This window comes from Coprococcus eutactus (assembly GCF_001404675.1).
Lineage (GTDB): Bacteria > Bacillota > Clostridia > Lachnospirales > Lachnospiraceae > Coprococcus > Coprococcus aceti.
In genome coordinates this window covers 74801-96356 of the sequence record NZ_CYXU01000001.1, presented here as the reverse complement: position 1 = coordinate 96356, position 21556 = coordinate 74801, and the positions used below count along the sequence as shown (strand labels likewise).

General features: G+C 42.4%; 23 protein-coding genes and 1 riboswitch. Of the genes, 4 read left to right on the top strand and 19 right to left on the bottom strand.

All coding sequences use genetic code 11. From position 1 onward, the window contains the following. Positions 1-46 precede the first annotated feature (46 nt). The 3 genes from ARA78_RS00465 to ARA78_RS00455 are packed head-to-tail and all read left to right on the top strand — an operon-like array spanning position 47 to position 2049. On the top strand, positions 47-190 hold the full coding sequence (locus ARA78_RS00465) for a CD1871A family CXXC motif-containing protein (RefSeq protein WP_055223724.1): 144 nt from the start codon (positions 47-49) through the stop codon (positions 188-190). Beyond that, positions 183-1088 (top strand): 4Fe-4S binding protein, encoded by a 906-nt coding sequence (locus ARA78_RS00460; protein WP_055273619.1) that lies wholly within the window; start codon positions 183-185, stop codon positions 1086-1088. Before ARA78_RS00465 ends, ARA78_RS00460 begins: the two co-directional genes overlap by 8 nt. A 52-nt stretch (positions 1089-1140) precedes the next feature. Beyond that, complete coding sequence (locus ARA78_RS00455; RefSeq protein ID WP_055273621.1) at positions 1141-2049, top strand: redoxin domain-containing protein; 909 nt, start codon at positions 1141-1143, stop codon at positions 2047-2049. A gap of 61 nt (positions 2050-2110) precedes the next feature. Here ARA78_RS00455 and ARA78_RS00450 read toward each other — a convergent pair whose 3' ends face one another. From ARA78_RS00450 to ARA78_RS00435, 3 genes are all read right to left on the bottom strand, one after another. Then, the gene (locus ARA78_RS00450) at positions 2111-3448 is read right to left on the bottom strand and encodes an MATE family efflux transporter (protein ID WP_055279819.1); all 1338 of its coding nucleotides are present in this window, start codon (positions 3446-3448) and stop codon (positions 2111-2113) included. Positions 3449-3628: 180 nt separating this feature from the next. After that, positions 3629-5836, bottom strand: a complete 2208-nt coding sequence (locus ARA78_RS00445; RefSeq protein ID WP_055143885.1) for a glycoside hydrolase family 36 protein — start codon at positions 5834-5836, stop codon at positions 3629-3631. 240 nt (positions 5837-6076) lie between these two features. Beyond that, entirely contained in the window at positions 6077-7360 is a 1284-nt protein-coding gene (locus ARA78_RS00435; protein ID WP_004849677.1) for an adenylosuccinate synthase, read from the bottom strand. 408 nt (positions 7361-7768) lie between these two features. Here ARA78_RS00435 and ARA78_RS00430 point away from each other — a divergent pair, with 408 nt between their 5' ends. Continuing rightward, positions 7769-8647, top strand: a complete 879-nt coding sequence (locus tag ARA78_RS00430; RefSeq protein ID WP_015533244.1) for a LysR family transcriptional regulator — start codon at positions 7769-7771, stop codon at positions 8645-8647. 71 nt (positions 8648-8718) lie between these two features. Here ARA78_RS00430 and ARA78_RS00425 read toward each other — a convergent pair whose 3' ends face one another. From ARA78_RS00425 to ARA78_RS00350, 16 genes are all read right to left on the bottom strand, one after another. Then, positions 8719-9393: an HAD family hydrolase gene (locus ARA78_RS00425; protein WP_015533245.1), complete on the bottom strand. Its 675-nt coding sequence runs from the start codon at positions 9391-9393 to the stop codon at positions 8719-8721. 32 nt (positions 9394-9425) lie between these two features. Further along, positions 9426-10625, bottom strand: a complete 1200-nt coding sequence (locus ARA78_RS00420) for a cation:proton antiporter (protein ID WP_055273629.1) — start codon at positions 10623-10625, stop codon at positions 9426-9428. Between the two features lie 86 nt (positions 10626-10711). Further along, positions 10712-10796: riboswitch (Fluoride riboswitch) on the bottom strand. A 4-nt stretch (positions 10797-10800) separates the two neighbouring features. Beyond that, entirely contained in the window at positions 10801-12177 is a 1377-nt protein-coding gene (locus tag ARA78_RS00415) for a sodium-dependent transporter (RefSeq protein ID WP_055273631.1), read from the bottom strand. Between the two features lie 184 nt (positions 12178-12361). Beyond that, on the bottom strand, positions 12362-12634 hold the full coding sequence (locus ARA78_RS00410) for a hypothetical protein (protein ID WP_117875528.1): 273 nt from the start codon (positions 12632-12634) through the stop codon (positions 12362-12364). 104 nt (positions 12635-12738) lie between these two features. Next, positions 12739-13575 (bottom strand): DUF3658 domain-containing protein, encoded by an 837-nt coding sequence (locus tag ARA78_RS00405; RefSeq protein WP_070097440.1) that lies wholly within the window; start codon positions 13573-13575, stop codon positions 12739-12741. A 25-nt stretch (positions 13576-13600) separates the two neighbouring features. Continuing rightward, positions 13601-14680 (bottom strand): PDDEXK nuclease domain-containing protein, encoded by a 1080-nt coding sequence (locus tag ARA78_RS00400; RefSeq protein WP_055143871.1) that lies wholly within the window; start codon positions 14678-14680, stop codon positions 13601-13603. A 25-nt stretch (positions 14681-14705) separates the two neighbouring features. Next, a complete protein-coding gene (locus ARA78_RS00395; protein WP_055279817.1) occupies positions 14706-15641 on the bottom strand; it encodes a DUF4268 domain-containing protein in 936 nt (311 codons plus the stop codon). Positions 15642-15676: 35 nt separating this feature from the next. Then, positions 15677-16345: a hypothetical protein gene (locus ARA78_RS00390; RefSeq protein ID WP_055273638.1), complete on the bottom strand. Its 669-nt coding sequence runs from the start codon at positions 16343-16345 to the stop codon at positions 15677-15679. Positions 16346-16397: 52 nt separating this feature from the next. After that, complete coding sequence (locus ARA78_RS00385) at positions 16398-16766, bottom strand: ACT domain-containing protein (RefSeq protein ID WP_015533253.1); 369 nt, start codon at positions 16764-16766, stop codon at positions 16398-16400. Positions 16767-16781: 15 nt separating this feature from the next. Next, a complete protein-coding gene (locus ARA78_RS00380; protein WP_055143865.1) occupies positions 16782-17387 on the bottom strand; it encodes a helix-turn-helix domain-containing protein in 606 nt (201 codons plus the stop codon). Between the two features lie 205 nt (positions 17388-17592). After that, on the bottom strand, positions 17593-18273 hold the full coding sequence (sfsA, locus tag ARA78_RS00375; RefSeq protein ID WP_055273639.1) for a DNA/RNA nuclease SfsA: 681 nt from the start codon (positions 18271-18273) through the stop codon (positions 17593-17595). Between the two features lie 19 nt (positions 18274-18292). After that, a complete protein-coding gene (locus ARA78_RS00370; protein WP_055273642.1) occupies positions 18293-18739 on the bottom strand; it encodes a PaaI family thioesterase in 447 nt (148 codons plus the stop codon). A gap of 53 nt (positions 18740-18792) precedes the next feature. Then, on the bottom strand, positions 18793-20280 hold the full coding sequence (gene panF / locus ARA78_RS00365; RefSeq protein ID WP_055279816.1) for a sodium/pantothenate symporter: 1488 nt from the start codon (positions 20278-20280) through the stop codon (positions 18793-18795). Then, positions 20270-20545: a YhdT family protein gene (locus ARA78_RS00360; RefSeq protein WP_055279815.1), complete on the bottom strand. Its 276-nt coding sequence runs from the start codon at positions 20543-20545 to the stop codon at positions 20270-20272. The genes panF and ARA78_RS00360 overlap by 11 nt, the downstream gene beginning before the upstream one ends. Positions 20546-20747: 202 nt before the next feature. Then, positions 20748-21023, bottom strand: a complete 276-nt coding sequence (locus tag ARA78_RS00355) for a DUF2442 domain-containing protein (protein WP_022059619.1) — start codon at positions 21021-21023, stop codon at positions 20748-20750. Between the two features lie 33 nt (positions 21024-21056). Further along, a complete protein-coding gene (locus ARA78_RS00350) occupies positions 21057-21317 on the bottom strand; it encodes a DUF4160 domain-containing protein (protein ID WP_015533263.1) in 261 nt (86 codons plus the stop codon). Positions 21318-21556: the final 239 nt, after the last annotated feature.

Below are 21556 nucleotides of genomic sequence, written 5' to 3'. Positions count from 1 at the left end.
CCAAAGTCAGCTGGTCAACAAACACAATCATGAAAGGAGCTACAATATCTTGAAGTACGGGAAAATATCTCAGATCATTTTACTCATCACGGGTATAGCAATGATCAGCTATGGTGCAGTCAGAGGTGAAGCGGCTGCCGTGCTCAGCAAAGCAATAAAATTATGTCTGGAGTGTGTAGGAATTGGATAAGAATAAATCACTGTCAAAAAAAACAGCCAGAATACGCGGATGGATACAGGCAGCAGCCACGCTGCTTACCAATATTCACATCCCCAATTTATTTAAAGGCAAGATCTATCAGGGCAAAGCAAAAACAGTATGCGTACCGGGACTAAACTGTTATTCCTGTCCTGCTGCAACAGGAGCGTGTCCCATAGGTGCATTTCAGGCGGTCGTCGGATCGTCCAAATTTAAATTTTCTTACTACATAACCGGTTTTTTCATTTTAATCGGTGTGATCCTCGGAAGATTTATATGTGGATTTTTGTGTCCATTTGGATGGTTTCAGGATCTGCTTCACAAAATTCCCGGAAAAAAGTTTTCCACAGCCAGGCTGAAACCACTAAGATACCTGAAATATATAATCCTTATTGTTTTCGTTATACTCCTGCCGATGCTTGTAACGAACTCCATAGGAATGGGAGACCCGTTCTTCTGTAAGTATATTTGTCCACAAGGTGTTCTGGAGGGAGCTATACCACTTTCACTTGGAAATGCAGCTATACGCTCTGCACTTGGAAAGCTGTTTTCTTTTAAATGCCTTATTTTAATTACAGTTGTCGTTCTGAGTATTCTGTTCTACAGACCTTTCTGTAAATGGATTTGTCCTCTCGGCGCAATCTACTCATTATTCAACAAGGTCAGCCTTATGAGTATCAAGGTTGAAAGCAGCAAATGTGTCGGATGCGGTAAGTGTTCAAAGGCATGCAAAATGGATGTAGATGTATGCAAAACACCAAATCATCCGGAATGCATACGATGCGGAGCATGTATGAAGGCATGTCCAAAAGATGCGATTCACTATCAGTTTATGGGAAAGCCATGTTCCCAAAAGGGACATGAACAATCTTCCAAAACCAACGTGTAACAATCAGCCACACTAATATTATCTAAATTATTATTTAAAGGAGCAATTATTTATGAAGACAAAAAAAACATTAATATCTATTATCACTCTCTGTGCAGCATTATCTCTCACGGCATGTAACGGATCAGGATCTGCCACAACTGAGAGTTCACCAAAAACCCAGGCAGAAGTCACCACTGAAGCTGCGGACGATTCAAACACGAAGCTGGATGATTTATATCAACAGGAGAACCAGATCTTTGCAGATCACCAGGATGTATGGAACAAGGTATTTGGCATGATGAATAAAAGCAGCGCTGATCCAAGCGGAGATTATGCCGATTATCTGGCCAGCGCCGTTGAATCAAACAAGGAATCCTTTACAGATGATGAACTTAAAACACTTAACGATGATATTGAAACCATCAGACAGATTGAAAAGCAGATATCCGAAATCGAAAATAATAATACAGGATCAGATAGCACCGACCAGAACGACAGTTCCGAAGAAATCACGCCTTTCAAGAGTTTCTCCGGCAAGAATTTTGACGGTAATTCTGTTGACGAAAGCCTGTTTTCCAATAATGCAGTAACTGTCGTTAATTTCTGGTTTACCGGCTGCAAGCCTTGTGTCGCAGAATTGTCCAAGCTTAATGAATTAAATGATGCCATCAAATCGATGGGCGGCGAGGTAATAGGTATCAACACAGAGACATTTGACGGAAACGAAGATGCTATCAAGGAAGCCGCAGCCGTTCTTGACAGTCAGGGTGCAAAATACCGCAATATCTCCGTTGACTCTGATTCTAGCATAGGCAAATATGCCTCCGACATCATGGCATTTCCTACAACCATACTAGTCGATAGAAATGGTAATATTGTCGGAGAGCCTATGCTTGGAGGGATCGACGATCAGGCTAACTACGACTCTCTCATGAAACAGATCCAATCAGTGATTGATGCTGATAGCAAGGATAAATAACTAAATTCAGGGACAGGATAAAGCAAACGTCTCATCCTGTCCCTGATAATGTCAGTCTTACTCATACTTCTTTACAATCAATCGGCCACGACTTTCTGAGAGCCATATAAGAGATCAGAAAGTTTGCAAGCCATCCCGCCGGCACCGCAAGCCAGACAAATTCGATACCAAAACGGGGCGCACAAATCAGGGCAACTGACAGACGGATCGCTAAGTTGACCATATTTGCAATGAGAAATGGGCGCATGATCCCAAGTCCTCGAAGAACCCCATCGGTTGCCATCTTGATTCCCATGAAAATGAAAAAGTAGCCAAGCCATCTCATATAACCCCCAGACACCTGATATGCCAAAGCGGTTCCATCTTTGCCAAGGAATAAAGATGAAATCTGAGTATGCAGTGTTTCAATGACTATAAATGCGATGATCGCAAAGCACACATCCAACACCAACGCAGCCCGATATCCTTTTTTGATACGTTTGATTTTCTTTGCGCCAAGATTCTGAGAAACATACGGTGAAACTGCATTTCCAATGGATACAAATATCAGTGAAAAAACATTCTCTACCCTCATCGTTGCTGAGTAACCTGCAAGTGCCTGTGTACCGAATGGATTTACAACTGCCTGAACGATCATCATACCAATCGACACTGTGGACTGCTGAAGAACCGATGGTACGGCAATTCTAAGCATGAAATGTAACTCGTGCCTGTCAAACCAATCAAAACGGCCTTTATATTGGCGCATACGCCAAAGAAAAATCAGCAGTGAAAACACTGCGGATATTCCCTGAGCAATGAGAGTTGCAAGAGCTGCACCGAAAACGCCAAGGCCGAGGCCTGCCACCATCCAAAGATCCATAACAATATTCAAGACAGAAGAAAATATCAAAAGGCCCAACGGTATCTTTGATTCACCGATTGAATTGAACATTGTTGAAAGAATATTATACATAAACAAAAATGGAAATCCGGCAAAATAAACACGAAGATACAGCACCGCTTCATCCAGTATGTCAGCAGGTGTCTGAAGCAGCGTCATCATCGAACGTGAAAAGATAAGACCACATACACCCAAAAGTATACTCAAAACCATAAAACTTATCAGCGATGTTGATACTATTGTTTTCATTTTACTATAATCCCTGGCTCCAAAATAGCGGCTCACAAGCACGCCCGCACCTATGCCGGCACCGAGTGCCACACAAATGAATACATTTGTAAGAGCGGCACATGCGCCAACAGCCGCAAGTGCAGATGATCCGACATACTGGCCAACTATTATTGAATCAGCCATATTATACACTTGTTGAAAAAAGCTGCCCAAGATCATAGGCATTGCAAAGACTGTCAGCGCTTTAAGCGGTGCATCTGTGATCAAATACTCATCTTTTGACATTATGTTATTCCTCCAAATTGAATATTAATCCACTTGTCCTTATTTACAACAAATACCATTTTTTAAATTCACAGCCAACAAATTCTGCGTCCTCTATTGTTTCATTTTCCAGTATCACATTTTCAAACATCTACAAGTGGAATCTATAAAATTCAAAACGATGAATCAGATTCCGCCTTATTAAACAATACCCTTTCTTAATTCAAAAAGTCTTGCCATAACAGGCTTTTTAAAATGCACCGTTAATACATTTCCTTTGAATTCAAAATCAACCGGTTCCTTCTTAGGATAAATGCAGGATACCTGCATATCGTCTCTGATAAAAGGAATACTGTCCAATGGTATGGACAAACTATCATCTGTGCAGTTTATGCCGGCTTTCATGTACCTGTCATTATTTTTTCCTTCCATTTGCCGCTTCCATACTGCAAGATATGCTTTGTTTTCAAGCTGAAGGCCTCCGCATACCCACATATCCTCATTGTCAGCAATATCAATCGGCCAATAAGGTATCGCATATTTGATATCCTGACGAATCGTCTTATAACAGGCAATTCCCTCTTTCACTAATGCAAGACGTTCCGGCGGAAGTTGTGCCAAATGACCACTCTGATGAATACGAAGCAGCATGGCATTTATCATATTATAAATTACTTCTTCCTTGTCTCCCTGGCGCATCGGATACGACCAGACTGCCGCCTGTTCCGGAGTAACTCCTGCCACAGCATTTGCTGCTATCGTCGCATAATTCCGGTAATCTTCCTGATCCGATGTAGACTGAATACTATATCTGGAGAGCAACGCATAATCAATGCGAAGGCCTCCGCTGGAACAGTTTTCAATTACCAGATCCGGATAACGTGCAAATACATCATCAAGCCAGTTTAGATATGCTTTTTCATGTTCAAGCAGTCCCTGCCCCACACTTTCCGCGCCAAGTTCAGTACCTATGCCCGGTTCAATGTTATAATCCATCTTGATATATCCCACTCCGTAATCTTTGACTACCCGATCGATCACTTCATTGACATGTTCGATGACTTCCGGATTTCTAAAATCGAGCTGATATCTGCTACGGTCATATACACGCTTTCCATGACGGATAAAGAACCAGTCATCCGGAGCATTCTTTGCTTTCTCACAATTGATTCCCATCACTTCAAGTTCCAGCCAGACGCCCGGTATCATTCCCTTTTGACGAATGTAATCTGTTACTTCTTTAATTCCATTCGGAAAACGCTCCCTGCTTTCCTGCCATTCGCCGACACTGTCCCACCATTCTCCGGGAGCATACCAACCGGCATCTATCACATAGTATTCACAACCGCATTCCGCAGCCGCATCAATCAGCGGAAGTTCTTTCTCCGTTGTCGGATCACCAAACAGGCAATTCATATAATCGTTGAAAATAACCGGTAAATTCTCATCATCTTTATTTGGTCTTCGAATCATACGGCGATATTTTGTCAGCTCACCCATTGCTTTTTCAAAGCTGTCATCTGCCACACCCACAGCAACCGGTACCGATTCAAATGATTCGCCCGGCGCGAGATTTTTGAACCAGTGAGACTGTACTTCGGTCGGTCCGCTGACACAGACATAAAAATGCGTATTCTGATCACTGATCTCATAATGCCAGGAACCGTTATGTTCAATCTGCCAGAATAAGCTTGTATGTGCCTCTGTATTTTCTACATACCCTAATGGTAAATACTTCTTCGTAGACCAGTTTCCGGTATTCGATACTTCAAGCACCTGTGAAGTACGCTGGTATACCCCGGGTTGTGTTTGCGCCAGTCCTACATCTCCGAACTTATATTCTTTGATACTCATCTCTTTCTGCCATCCATTATAAGGAATGCGCACTCTCATTTTCGCATCGGAATTGCTTTTTCCCTCTTTTTCAATTCCTGTATAGCAAAATGAAGATAGATATTCCAGACACTGTGTACTATCGCCTTCATTGATTACTTTATTGACCATACGAACGATAGAAGTGCCCTTATAAAACTGCATTCTTGTTTCTACGCGGACATGTGTCTCTTCCTTATCTTCCTGATAAATGGTTATCTTACGTCCAATCTCATTCCAACTGTCTTCCATCCCCGCATAGGTCAATAAATATCCCGGTGCTGTACAAATATGTTTATTTCCATGCTTTTCATATGGGCGATTATATCCGGCAAGGTTTACCTGTACAAGTTGAAAAGCCTCATCGATAAATTGCTCTTTTCTTACCAGATCTTCTGCCTTACATTCCTTTCCAAATTTGCAAATATCATTTTCATCAAATTCTGCTTTTGAAAAATGCAGCAATTTGATCTGATTTTTATCTGTAATTCCAAATACAATATGAATTCCGTTTTCATTGATTTTGATGTATTTCATTTTTCTCCTCCATGCAATAAATTTGCAATATGCTTTTTTTGCACATCGCCCTATCCACTAGAACTTTTATCGGAAAGCCGATAAAATAATCATAACAAATATAATAATATTCCACAATCTCCTCACACCACAAATAGAAATCCATTTCCAACAACAAAAGGGACACTCCCTAATAATCTCCTACTGGAAAGTGTCCCTGTTATTTTTCTGTTATTTGATTTCCCTGTGAATCAGGTCAAATTACTTTGCGTTTCTGTAGATGATATCGTTTCTTCCCGGACCGTTTGAGATCATGGTGATTGGGAATCCGATATGCTCTTCAACGAACTCAATGTACTTTCTGCAGTTCTCTGGAAGATCCTCGTACTTCTTGATTCCTCTGATATCTGTCTTCCAGCCTGGAAGTGTCTCATATACAGGCTTTGCTTTCTTGAGCTTTGATGTTGTTGGGAAGTCTGTTGTAACCTCACCATCGATATCGTAGCCTACACATACCGGGATCTCATCGAGATATCCAAGTACATCAAGTACTGTAAATGCAACGTCTGTTGTTCCCTGGATACGGCAGCCATACTTTGATGCCACACAGTCGAACCAACCCATTCTTCTAGGTCTTCCTGTTGTTGCACCAAACTCACCGCCATCACCGCCGCGGCGTCTGAGCTCATCTGCCTCGTCGCCAAATATCTCACTTACAAACTCGCCTGCTCCTACTGCGCTTGAGTATGCCTTACATACAGTGATGATCTGCTTGATCTCGTATGGAGGTATACCTGCACCGATGGCACCGTAAGCTGCCAGAGTTGAAGATGATGTAACCATAGGGTAGATTCCGTGATCCGGATCCTTCAGTGAACCAAGCTGCCCCTCAAGAAGGATGTTCTTGCCCTCCTTGATCGCCTCATAGAGGTATGCTGATACGTCACATACATAAGGAGCAACCATCTCCTTGTACTCCATGAGTGTGTTGAATATATCGTCAACCTTTAAGAGTGGCTTGTGATACAGGTTCTCAAGAAGAACGTTCTTCTGTACTATAACTCTCTCGATCTTCTCCTTCAGTGCTTCCTCATCAAAGAGCTCGCTTACCTGGAAACCGATCTTTGCATATTTATCTGAATAGAATGGAGCGATTCCTGACTTTGTTGATCCGAATGACTTACCTGCAAGTCTCTCCTCCTCGTATTCGTCGAAGAGAATGTGGTATGGCATAACCATCTGTGCTCTGTCAGATACAAGGATCTTAGGCATTGGTACATTTCTGTCTGTGATGGACTTTATCTCCTTGAAAAGAAGAGGGATGTTAAGTGCAACACCATTTCCAATGATACTTGTTGTGTGACTGTAGAACACTCCTGATGGAAGTGTATGTAAAGCAAATTTACCATAGTCATTGACAATTGTGTGACCTGCGTTGGCACCACCCTGGAATCTTACGATTATGTCTGACTCCTGGCCTAACATGTCTGTGATCTTACCTTTTCCTTCATCGCCCCAATTGGCTCCTACAACCGCTCTTACCATAATACTTTTCCTCGCTTTCGCAGCATTTTGAAATATTTTCTGATATCCGTATTGTGGCTGTTCAAATGTTTCTGCCTATACATAATATTTATAAGCAGATCACTCACAATACCTTTTCATTATAACACTATAATGTCATAAGTAAAATCAATATTATTTATATTTATTATAAGTGTATCTTATATTTATCTTTACATTTTGTAGAAACCAACATAAACTGTAAATATAATGGATTTTGTCCACCTCAAACACCATTTTACTTATATTATATATGCATAATTTTTTAAGCAAAATTATTTCAATCGTACCATTATAGAACGGTAAAAAGTTCTGAATTATTTTGCAATAAAACATATTGTTGACACACACATATTAAATGATCTCTATTGAATCTGGAGGAAATTATAAATGAACATAAATTTCGAATATTACAAGATCTTCTACCATGTCGCCAAAGCATCCAGCATATCCGCTGCTGCCAGGGAGCTGTGTATATCCCAGCCAGCCGTAAGTCAGGCAGTCAAAGCTCTGGAGCAGGCGATCGGCATAGAACTGTTCATCCGAACCAAGAAGGGCGTCTCACTGACAAATGCCGGAGAGATCCTTTACTCCCACGTTGCAGCGGGATACGAATCCATCTCCCTGGGTGAACAGCAGCTCTCACAGCTTCTCCACATGGAGACCGGCGAGATAAGGATAGGCGCAAGCGATATGACACTACAGTTCTATCTCCTGCCATATCTGGAGCATTTCCACCAGCTATATCCGGGGATCAAGGTTCATGTCACAAATGCTCCGACTCCCAGCACGATAAATCATCTGCTATCAGGCAACATAGACTTCGGTATCGTCACCAGTCCTCTTCCCGCCGATCCTCACATGGAGATCAAGCAGGCAAGGGAGATTGAGGACATCTTCATCGCCGGACCAAGGTTTTCATATCTTCAGGGCAAAACTCTGGATTACCACGAGCTTGACGAGCTTCCGATCATTTGTCTGGAGCATGACACAAGCACACGCGCATATGTCGACACATTTCTGAGCCATGAGGGCGTGACTCTGCAGCCCGAATTCGAGCTTTCTACCAGCGATATGATTGCCCAGTTCGTCATGAGAAATCTCGGCATCGGCTCCATCATGGCAGACTTCGCCCAGAGCTATATAGACCGCGGCGACCTGTTCCGCCTGCAATTTAAAAAGCCCATACCAAAGCGTCACATGTGTATCATCAGTGACAGGCGCCGTGGTATGAGCGTTGCTGCAAATAAACTTATGGAGTTGTTGTAAGAATCATCCCCACACCCATATACCATAGTAAAATAGAGCATGTTCGTCCATTTGAACACGCCCTATTCTTATCACATATTTCTATAATCTGGAATCAGTTCATCGCACAGCCCTGTCTCTTCAAGCAGTTCTCTCGATGAGTCGCCGTAAATTCCAACTATATATCCGGCTCCGGCTGCCGCCGCTGCCCGGATTCCCGACGGTCCATCTTCTATGACCATGGTTTCTTCCGGCACTGCTCCGATGCGCTCCATGGCCCGGATGTACATATCAGGAGCCGGCTTAGCATTCATGGTTCCATCGTCGTATGCGCACAGCGTTATGTCAAACCATCTTCCGAGATCAAACTCTTTAAAATAGAATGCGAGATTTGTCATATTTGACCCTGTGGCTATGTTCATATTTATCCCCTGTTCCTTAAGTTTATCAAGGTATGCCACCAGGCCGTCCACCAGCTTGAAGTTTGCAGTATCTTCCATGTACATCTCTCTGTACATAGCCTCTTTCTCCTCGGTAAGTTCAAGTATCCTCTCCTCGGTGAGCGTACCCTTTCCCATGAGGTATTCCAGAATATCCTTGTTCGTGTGCCCCAGCACATGATGCTGAAACTCCTCCGTGCTCATCTGTCTGCCAGCAAGCTTCTCCGCATAATCCTTCCAGGCTATCTCATGATACTTTCCGTCAAATATCATTGTGCCGTTCATGTCAAATATAATGTTCTTTATCTTACTGTTCAATCTATTCATACTTGTCTCCTATATCTACCGAACGCAAAACATCACTTATCCTCACTAAGCAAATGCTTGTACGTTCCGTCTATTCCTATCGCTCCAAGTGGCGCAGTCACCACGATCGCCAGCACGGCAACCGACAATACTATATTACCACATGCCAGCCCTGCCGCAAGCGGAACTGATCCGATGGCTGCCTGAACTGTAGCCTTCGGAAGATACGCGATGACACAGAACAGCCTTTCCTTCCATGTGAGTGATGTATGTGCCACGCAGATCAGAACACCAACCGTTCTAAATGCCAGTGCGACAAATATCATAAGTAGTGCCGGAAGTCCTGCTGTAAGGGTGTATCTGATATCCACAGCCGCACCCACAAGCACGAACAATATGACCTCCGCCGCAAGCCACAGCTTTCCAAATTTCTGTGAGAGTCTTCCCGACACCGACTCTGGACATTTGAGTTTCAGGACACATGCCATAGCCACCACCGCAAGGAGTCCCGACACCGACACCTTTCCCTCAAGCCATCCCTCTATCGCTATAAGCAGGAACGAAAATCCCAGCACAATGATGACCTTCATGCTGTTTCTCACGCAGTGTTTCCTTGCATAGGAAGTCTCAAAGAACAGATAAAGTCCATATCCAACGTCCACGCCAAGCAGTACTCCAAGCACGATGGATATTGGGATATTCACGAAATCCATGACATGAGCACTTCCGCCCTGCGCCATGCTGAGAAATGTGGTAAAAAGCACTATGACAAATATATCGTCGCAGGACGCCCCCGCAAGTATCATCTGCGGAATCGCCTTGTCAGTTCCGTACTTTTTCTCTATGAGATTCACCATTCTCGGAACAACGACCGCCGGTGATACCGCGCCTAGCACCGCGCCCATGACAGCTGCCTCTGTGCGGTTTATTCCAAGTATAACAGGTGCGCACAGTATGTATCCGATGATCTCGAATGACGCCGGGACAAATGAGAGCAGCACCGCCGAGCGTCCCGACTTCTTCAGATCCTTAAGGTCAAGGGACAGTCCTGCCTTGATAAGTATGATGATAAGCGCTATCTTTCTGAGATCCGCAGATATGGACAATATGGACGGATCAAGTAAATCCAGCACATACGGGCCAAGAACGATTCCCGTCGCCAGCATTCCTATGATGCGCGGCAGCTTAAGCCTCTGACAGATGGCGCCCATCGCCAGTCCGACTATGAAAATGAGTGCAAGTGATGTCAACATGATAGACAATACCTCCTTAATTTAGCAGATGTATCAAAGCATTTTCTTCTTATGGAAACAAAAAAGCTGACACTTCTGCGACAAAAATAATCGTAGAAGTCATCAGCTATATTAGCAGTTTAGGTTGCCCATTCAGGTTTTCCAGGGGAGAACCTCATTCCCTTTTATAATAATTCTACATCTTTATCCAGCCAAGTGCATTTGCAACAGAGCTGAGCAGGATAATGATGGCAAATACAGGGCAGAGATATTTGATCATGACTACAAATACCTTCTTTCTCCTGAAGGCACTCTCGCCGTGAATTATCTCCGCCTCTATCTTATCTATTCCAACTACCCTTGACACAAACAGGCTTGTGAGGAGTGCCGCTATAGGCATCATCACCGAATTGGTGAGGAAGTCGAACAGGTCAAGGAACTGCATACCTATGATCTTGATTCCTGCCAGCGGGCCATATCCCAGGGATGACAGACTTCCAAGCGCAAGCATGATAACTCCCACAAGCACCGTTGCCTTCTTTCTTCCCCATCCAAGCTCATCCTCAAATGTTGACACTGCACTCTCAGTAAGTGCTATGGAGCTTGTGACAGCAGCAAATAGTACGAGCAGGAAGAACACAATTCCTATGACAGTTCCAAATCCCATGTTCTGGAATACTTTTGGAATAGTAATAAACATCAGTGATGGTCCGGCCTGAAGGGTATCCGGATCTCCCCCAGAGAATGCAAATACCGCCGGGATTATCATAAGTCCCGCCATGATCGCTATACCAGTGTCGAATATCTCTACATTTCTGGTCGAATCCTCTATCGCAGTATCTTTCTTCATGTAAGAGCCAAATGTTATGAGTATTCCCATGGCAATGGAAAGCGAGTAGAACATCTGCCCCATGGCAGAAACCACTGTCATCCACGAGAAGTTCTTCACATTTGGCACAAGGAAGTATTTTACTCCCGCAAGTGCGCCTGGTCTTGTCACGGAATATACCGCAATTATGACAGACAAAACGATCAGTATAGGCATCATGATCTTGGATACCCTCTCTATTCCATTCTGCACACCGGCAAATATAATGATAAGTGTAAATGCGCAGAACGCCACGAAACACAGCTCCGTTGACACACCATTCGATATGAAATCGGTGAAATATCCATCCTCAGCCAGCAGCTTTGCATTTCCTCTGAAATACTCCACCAGATATTTGATGACCCAGCCGCCGATAACCGAATAGTACGGCACTATAAGCACAGGTATAACGGCATTTATCCAGCCGCCAAACGACAGCCATTTCTTCTTTCCAAATGATTTGAATGCTCCAACCGGACTCTTTCTCGTCATTCGTCCGATCGCCGTCTCCGCAACTATCATAGTATAGCCAAATGTAAGTGCAAGCACGATGTATATTATGAGGAAAATTCCCCCTCCGTACTTTGCCGCAAGATAAGGGAATCTCCATATATTTCCAAGGCCCACCGATGCACCTGCCGCCGCCAGCACGTACCCCAGCTTGCCCGAAAATGAACTTCGCTTACCATTCTTCATATCTTCCATATACCTTCACCATAGTTTACCTGGAACTAATCCCCGTAATCTTTCCTTCCACATTTATTTGCATATACATGTGATTCTAACATGCCCCGAGAGGAAAAGCCACTATATATTTGAACATCATCCAAACTGCTGACATCTCGCCCTCAACACTCCATTTGTTATAATGTCCAACACGTAATATCTTTTATTCCCTACCCTCTATAATTTCTTCTATTTTAAGATAGAAATTCTCAAAGAACTCTCTTTGTTTGGTTGACAAACCATTTATTTTTGCCGCATCGCGATAAAATACTTCCTTTGAGACCGCCTTGGGGTTATCTCCAAAGGCCCTTATCCCCTGTACTACTCCATCAAGATATAAACCATCTTCCTGAAAAATATGTGTCATAGGGAGATCCCCCAGCATATCCATCAGCACAGCTACTTCTGATTCAGCAACCTTCTTTACCCCGATCATAAATTGTCCTTGTTTTCCGGGATGCTTTTCTGCTTTTTTGCACAGAGCAAACGGATACATTTTTATTGGATTTTTCTTTATCCACGCTATTCTCAGTCTCCATTCTACAAATACCCTTTTATCAAACGTGCATACTTATTCTCCGAATCCTCCACAACCTTTATCTTGCCCTGCCTTATGAAATGTTCTATCCTCGCCGCATACCACCAGTCACCGACTCCGATCGTAACCTGTCCCAGAATGTCACCGATCAGCCGGCACTCCTTAACCGGCTTGTCCGTCAGCTTGTTCCAAATGATAAAATCATAGAAATCATCTGACACACTGAGCACTGTTCCATTTACCACAGCCCTGAGCGGTGCATTTTCAAGGACAAGCTCACCCCACATCTCCGCATACATTCTTATCTCATCTGATGTGAGTTTCCTCTCATTTCCGAGGAGCCCAGCAAATTCCTCCGCCGCCACCTCGCTCCAGCTATGATACGACACTATTACGTTTTTCTTTACAACATGTTCTGGCTGCGTGACAACTGACACTTCATTTGGATAGTTCTTCAGGATGCTGCATACATGATAAAATCCACACCTTGAATATGGAGCGTCACTGTACCATATTCTTACCGGCTCACCACCCTCAAGAAATCTTATAAGCCTTGCAAGTTCACCGGCGTACACATTGCCAAGTTTCTTAAGTTCATTTTCATATTCCTCGTCCTGCTCCCACTGGTTCTGAGCATACATTGAGTAGATAAAATCCTTGCGGTACTGACTGTCAACTACCTCGCCGATGTAGCCCATGTCCAGCATGAAACCAAGGCAGATCACCTCGTCAGAAGAACCCTGTATCCACAGTGGCTGACTATTCTTATATTCCACATTCTCGCATTTTGCCGCTTTCATGGAGCCTGCCGAACTTTCTCCAAATAGTATCTCTACCATAATCTGCTCCTTTTGAACCTCGTTTCTATTTTGTGCATTTATCTGCATCACATTCTTTTACCCATTCGCCCAGTTTATCCTGTAGTAGCTTTTTATCTGGTAAATAAAGCTGATACTTCGACGCAAATATATTTGAATCCTTTGGAAGAGTCAATTCCACCATAGAATCGTCCTTGTCTTGGCAAAGTAGAACTCCTATAGTAGGATTTTCATCCTCCTGCTTTTCATAACGATCATAGTAATTCACATACATCTGCATCTGTCCTAAATCTTGGTGTTTCAGCGAACCTATCTTTAAATCAAAAAGAACAAAGCATCGTAACATTCTATTATAAAACACTAAATCTACCCTGAAATGTTCTTCATTAAAAGTAAATCTTTTCTGTCTGGCTACAAAAGTATATCCGGTGCCCAACTCTAGAAGAAATGACTGCAGATTATTGATCAACCTCGTTTCCAGTTCATTCTCTGAATACTCACTTTTATCCTCCAGCCCCAAAAATTCTAAAACATAAGGATCTTTAACCAAATCAGAAGATTTCTCTATTATCTGTCCCTCCACAGATAGTCTCTGAATCTTATCTTTATCAGTACTAAGTAAAATTCTGTGATACAGAGCACTATCGAACTGTCTCTCTAATTCACGCAAGCTCCAGTCATTCTTTACAGCTTCAATTTCATAAAAATGCCTCTCATCAACATCTTCTATTCGCATCAATTTCAAGTAATGTGACCAACTAAGATAAAATTTTCTTCCCGTGTTAATCGATGGAAGATCCTTGAATTGGCTAAACACTGTTTCGCCAATTTGATCCGCAGAATAAACCTTATAAAATTGACGAATATTTTTTAAATTTCCAACAGAAAATCCTTTTCCAAAATTCTGTGTTAAATAATCAGATAATCCCTTCAAGAGTTGCTGTCCATATGCTGCTCTCCGTTCTCCGCGCTGTTCTTCCTCTACGATTATTCTGCCAATTTCATAATAGGCATATACCATAGTGAGATTAACTGCCGTTTTAGCATTCTTCCTTGCTTGTAACAATACATCAGAAACGCTTTCCAGGAATACATGATCTATGGTAGCAATTTCATTCTTACTCATAATCCACGCTCCTTAATCTTTGTGCTTATTTTATGTATCTCTTGAATACCTTAACAAACAACACTGCTTTGTCTATCATTTCATTCATTAAATAATCATAATTTGAATGGTCGTCGAAATTTAATCCAGGTAACCTGTACATGATACGTGAGGCTTTTTTATCATCCAGTCTTTGCCAATCTAACTTTAATCCTAACTTAGACTCTATCTCTGTTCTCGACAATTCTAAATGATCGAACAATTCTTTATCATCATTTATATACAACTCAATCACAACACAACTGTCCTTATTTACAAGATTTAATGCAACATGACACCCACTTACCCCTATAGCTATATCATACCAATGATCCGTGGATGCTTTTCTGACATTGAATGGCTTTCCTCTTTCCGCAACTATTTCGTTAAATCTATTCCAGAATTCCAGCCTTTCTGATTGTGATCTATTATATTCACCTGATCCAGATTGAGTTTTGGCATTCTTTATAAATCCATTTGGTTTTTCAACCACTTCAAACTTTGGTGCATAAAGTGAATCTCCAATTTGATATGCATGCACCTCAATCAGGAAAAAATTGATATTCGTGGCAGTATTATTATCAAGCCACTCTATAGCACTTCTATGCTCCTCACGAGCCTCCTTAACAATCCATACAATAACATTTGCATCCAACCCGGAAGCATATGTAATAATTTTGCCAAGATGATCGTGATTTGATGCTTCAAGCTGATTTTCAATGATTACTTTTTCTCCTGTAACCTCATCTTTCCCTACCAAGTCACATCTATATGCACCTACATAAACTTCTTTTTCAACTTCACTTAGCGTTAATCCTATTGTCTCGTTTAGTAATTCAAGGTTCTCTTTATCCGCAAGCCAATTTGAAAAATCATACTGTTCATGTCCCCATAACTTTCTGATATCAACCTCGACCAATTTTCCCATTTTTATAGTTGCCATTTCTTTATCCCATCCTTCACATCAGTATAATTACTTTATCTTTCCCCAATACCACCTATCAGTCTGTCAATCTCCTTATATGCCGTTTCTGTCCGTGCTGAATATGTACCATTCGGAGAATCTCCCTGCATAACAAACAAGATCTCTTCATCAGTTTTCGTGTATAGATCAATTCTGTCAGAATACCAGTTATAAACATGATACGGATATTTATTTAATATGCCATCTATCTTTTCAATGTCACCATCATCATACCAGATAATATCCTCTGCGCAAAACTCAAAACAGGATATTGCCGCCTCATATATCAACATTCCCATCATAAATGCAGACAAACTACTTTCTGCCTGGCCGATCTCATTTACAGTGCCATCCTCATCAGTTTCCACAACATACACAGGTGGATCATCCTCAGCCATATCAGCCCTTCTGATAGCGACCTGATATACTCCCTGGTTCTCATTCAAGATATAAAAATATCCTTTTACCTTCCTTGTCCATTTATACCTGCGCTGAAAATCAAGAGTAATCCAGGGATCATTGCTATGATCAAACAGCTCGCTTGTTTTACCACATTTCTTCCATATCTCATATAGCGTATGTGGGATGCTCTCAAATCCCGCTCTCAGCCCTTTTATCTCCTCATCTGTATATCCTACAAATGACTTGATATTGTATATTTTTTGTAATAAGGCATAATCCATTTACATTTCTCCATAATTCTCATCCCGGTTTTAAGTTTCGGTTTATCAACTCTCAATCCACGATGTCATACCCTGCTGCCGCCAGAACTTCCAGTGCTTTTTGAAAATTCTCCTTCTTCACCATAACATAATCCGTATTGTATGTGGATACTGCAAATATCGAAATTCCGTTATCCGCCAGAACAGATGCGATTTTTGCCAGAATCCCGATCAAAGAAAAGTCCAATACGCCCTGAATGCGGAAGGCCATCCAGCCGTCATCACGCTTTATAACATTTGCCGGCACTTCACTCACCGGGCATACAAGAGACTTTTCCTCATCAGTTTTTCCTAGAAAACAATAATCAGAATCGAGATTCGCATATGTGTAATCTTCCACCTGACACAATGAAAATTCTTCATCAATCTTTTTTATCTCCATGACCTCTCCTTAAATCTATTTTGTAAGCACCTTTTTGCAATATCTATGTGCACCACAATGAGGACAAACTAATTTACGCTTTGTTAATGTATGTGCTCCCATTACATATGACTTCATATCCGGAACAAACCTTGTGTTGCAATCAGGGCATTCAAATGCTCCTGCCTCTCTATCAAGAATACACGCAATCACTATTCCGCCACATACCACTACTAACCCTATTGCGATAAGCAGAACCCTCAGCCAATTCTCCATCTCCAGAATTCCTGACAATAAAAACAATGGAAATGCCGCAACTATCGTAAGTGTCGCGACCATTGCAGACAAAATAATTTTCTTTTTGCTTTCCTGTGCCTCTCTAACTAAATTCACCATATTAACCTCCGCTTTCTTTCGATAATCCTCTTCAGATACTCTTTCGCCAGATAGTAATTCATTCACTGTTATCTCTAATTCATCACATAACGGCAACAGTAATGAAACTTCCGGAAAACCATTTCCTCGTTCCCATTTTGAAATTGTTTTATCGCTGATTCCAAGTTTTTCAGAAAGCTGTTTTTGAGTATATCCCTTTCTCTTTCTCTCATCAGCGATAAATCGTCCAATTTTAATCTGGTCCATATGTTTTCCTCCTTTCTGGCTCAATTATCTCCCCATTTTATTGCCAATCACACCCACGAGGCGTAGAATATGGTGAATCTATGCGGGTTCTACGCTTCGTAGACTAATCTATTTATCTGTTATCACCTATTTCTTACCAAAGCTACTTATATCTTCTAAATCACTTACCATCTACGACAGCCTGCAAATCATTATATATTCCTCATCATTCTCGTCCACGATCTGGAATCCAACGCTCCACTATCTCCAGCTCATCCCGTGTAACCCGGCATGTGAGATTTAACACCTCCACACCGGCAGCCTTCGCCTCATAGAAAGTCTCCGCGAACTCCATGTGTATTTCCGCATTTGGCCTGACCTCAGTTATCCCTGTCATCGGAATGACAAATGCAACATAGCATTTATATCCCTCGGAGACCGCCTTCATCAGCTCCCGCAAATGCCTGACTCCCCTGTCGGTGGGTGCATCCGGGAAATATCCTATCCCATCAATCTCCTGAGTGCAGCCCTTGACCTCCATGAGATACTTCGTGCCATCCTTTTCCATATAGAAATCAATCCTGGAATCCCCGTATACATACTCCGGCTTTATAAAGTCATAATCCTTAGTTTTAAGCCATTCCAAAACCACCTTATTCGGCACCTGACTGTCCACGTTTACCCAGCCAAGCTTTGGATCCTCCACCGCTATGAGATCGTATTTCGTCTTGCGGTTTGGATTTGCAGACTTCTCAAGGCTGACCGTGTTCCCCGGTATCAGCAGACAGCTAAGCCTCCCTGTGTTCTTTACGTGCACGGTCTCTGTAACTCCGTCTATCTCCACATGGGCTGTGAACCTGTTTGGCCTTTCTACGAACTTGCCTGAGATAACATTTGTATATTTCACCTTGCCTTACATCTCCCATCTATTCCACAACAGAACGGTTCATCATGTAGAATGAGAACCTTGCCTTGTCTACAAGCTGTCCCTTGTCATCGTAAATATTTGCCTCGTACAGTGACACCTTCTTGCCCTGGCGGATCTCCATTCCCTCGCATATGAGATACTCCGTGTTCATAGCCGGAGCTATATATGTCATGGTTCCATCTATAGTTGAAGAAAACTTTCCGTAGGTACATGCTGCGATCCCGCTCACTATATCCGCAAGTGAGTACAGGCATCCACCATGCACGGAACCATATGGATTCAGGACATCCTCTGTGACCATCATCTTGCCCTTCACATATCCAAGGCTCATATCGACCAACTCTATCTTCAGGTTCTGGACATAGATGTTGTCCTTGTTAAACCTTATCAGCGCCTGTTTCACATCCTCGGACATAGCTTTTTTGTTGTCGTTTATCTCATTCATGCTTAGTTTTACCTTTCAACTCTATTTTCAAGTTCATACATCCTGCGCACATATCAAAAGCACTTGTCCAGAATATCCGGATCAAGTCCTTTTTTTCCCGTTACAAATCCAATTCCAAAGTACAGCACCGCACCTACCATCAGTCCCCACACGACCGCATTTATCCCGGCGATCTTGATAAAATACGTTGCAAATATATATGTCGCGATCGCGCCTACGCTGCTGCACACCGCCGCCTGCTTAGTTCCCTTCTTCCAGAACAGGCCTCCCACAAGGGGCCAGAAGAATGTGCATTCAAGTCCGCCAAATGCAAACATGTTGAGCATGAAAATTATATCCGGCGGATTGATCGTGAGAACCATCACCACCACGCCGAGCAACATCGTAAGTATCGTGCTCACCAGCTTGACATTCTTGTCGTATTTCTCATTTTTCACCGGATCATCACCCACCACGTAATTCTTCCACAGATCTTTCACTATAGCTGCTGTGGCAAGTATGAGGAGCGAATCCGCTGTCGACATGACTGCTGCCATCGGCGCTGCGAGGAATATCGCTGCTATTCCAGGCGGCATGATCTTCTGTACTATATATGGTATAAAATAATCCGAAGTTGGAAGATTGTCCGTATCGACAAGTGCGCCAGCCCATGTTCCTGCAAGATGCATTCCCACGATCACAAAGCTGCATGTGAGAACTCCGATCCACATCGCTCTGTGCATGCTCTTCGTATCCTTAAATCCCATGGCGCGCACAGCAGTCTGGGGAAGTCCCAACGTTCCAAATCCCACAAGCACCCAATAGCTGAGCAGTCCTCCTGGCGTGTATTTCGAGAAAATATCATCGTACACCTCCGGCAGATTTGTCTGAAGACCGGCATCTATCGCTGCAAGACCGCCCCCGCTCCTTAAGACAAAGAATATAAACAGGAATGTTCCGATACACATTACTATTCCCTGAATCGTGTCAGTTATGACAACCGCACTGAATCCGCCGATGGCTGTGTACAATATCACGACTGTGCCAAATATCAAAAGTGAAGTCACATGATCCATTCCCGTTATGGATGCTATAAGTGTGGCCCCTCCCGTAAACTGACTTATCATCTGTGCTATGAAGAAAACTATAAGTCCAAGGCTCGTGATGACCACCAGCGCATCGCTCTTGTATCTCGCCTTGAAGTAGCCCACCACTGTCACAGCGCCCGTTCGTCTGGACACTATCGCAAGCTTATTTCCAAGTACACCTAGTACCAGAAATGTGACCGGGACCTGGATAGCAGCTATCCACGCCTGTGCATATCCATATGTAAGACCTGCTGCACCCGGCCCTGATATAAATGAACTTGCGGAAGTGTATGTCGCCATGATCGTCATAGCTAGGACGATTCCGTTCATATTTCTTCCGCCTATGAAATACTTCTTCTCGGACGTTGTGTGCAGACTTTTCTCCGCCCTTCTGCTATAGACAAAGCTCACCACAATATTGAATAACAGATATCCGAGAAAAACCGATAAGATCAATATCTGATTACTGTTCATTTTCACCCTCACTCTCATCCTCTTCATATTGGAAATCTACGAACACAAACTTAAGCAGCCAGAATACCCCGATTACCGCAAGCACCACTGTTCCAAGCACCGAGACCACAAACCACGCCGGCATATGGAATACCGTCCACCCGGTGCCATTTAGCAGGAACGCGGTTAGCACATGCCATAAAAAACATATAAATACCACAAGCAGCGTCGCTTTGATCTCTTTTATGCACTGCCTGTGCTGTTCTTCCTTTGTCAGTTTCGTCATAATAATATATCCCCTTATATTTCATAAATACATCGAACAATGCTCATTATATCACGCTGATCAGTTTTTTCATAGTTGCCCCGACAGCTACCCAAATCCTGTGCATATACAAACTCTGTATTGTTGTCTGCACAAAAAAACTGGCGCACAGACGTTTCGTCCATACACCAGCTATTTATAGTTTACTGTATACCGATTTATGTTACGCTATTTTCTCTTTAACATTTTCCAATTCATATAACGTATCCGGATCAATATCCAGACATTTTGATGTATCCCTCGTTCCTGTCACATCCCATGCCAAAGTTCCATTCAAAATTGTACATGAATTCAAAAAGAAATCTTTGTCTCTAAGCGGTTCAAACACTTTCTTATCCAGTAGTGGTTTTGCATCATAACATACAATTTTGCCATCCTCAAAATACACATATACTGTATAATCTTCAAATGGAACTACCTGTACTATATCATATATCATGCCAATTCCCCCTCTCTGTATAATACATAACTTTTAAATCAATGGATTTATTCTGTTTAATGGCAAACCATCCTTCGATAATTCCCAATTCTGCATTAACTCATCTTGATGAATTACGCACCATGCAAGTATGAGCTTTAACTGCCTTGAAGGCAATGCACCCTTTATAACCCGTGCTTCATTTATATCTATTATAGCTTTATTTCCGTTATATTCTGCATGAAAATGTGGTGGATTATGATCATCATAATACATAGTTATTCTGATTCCATAAAACAGTGATATTTCTGGCATACTATCAACCTCCAATTATTATTTATAATATTATACTATATCATTCCAAGGCTATTCAATAACTATCATTACTATATCAAAAGATAACTTAAGTAAATTTAGTCTTCTCTAGTTATTTTTTTCTAACCATATTGGCACAATCACTTATAAATTTGAATACAAAAAGCGCCAGCGCATAAACCTTGGGATATATCCAATATTAAACGAACATACCACCATCGCAAATGCGCCAGCGTCTT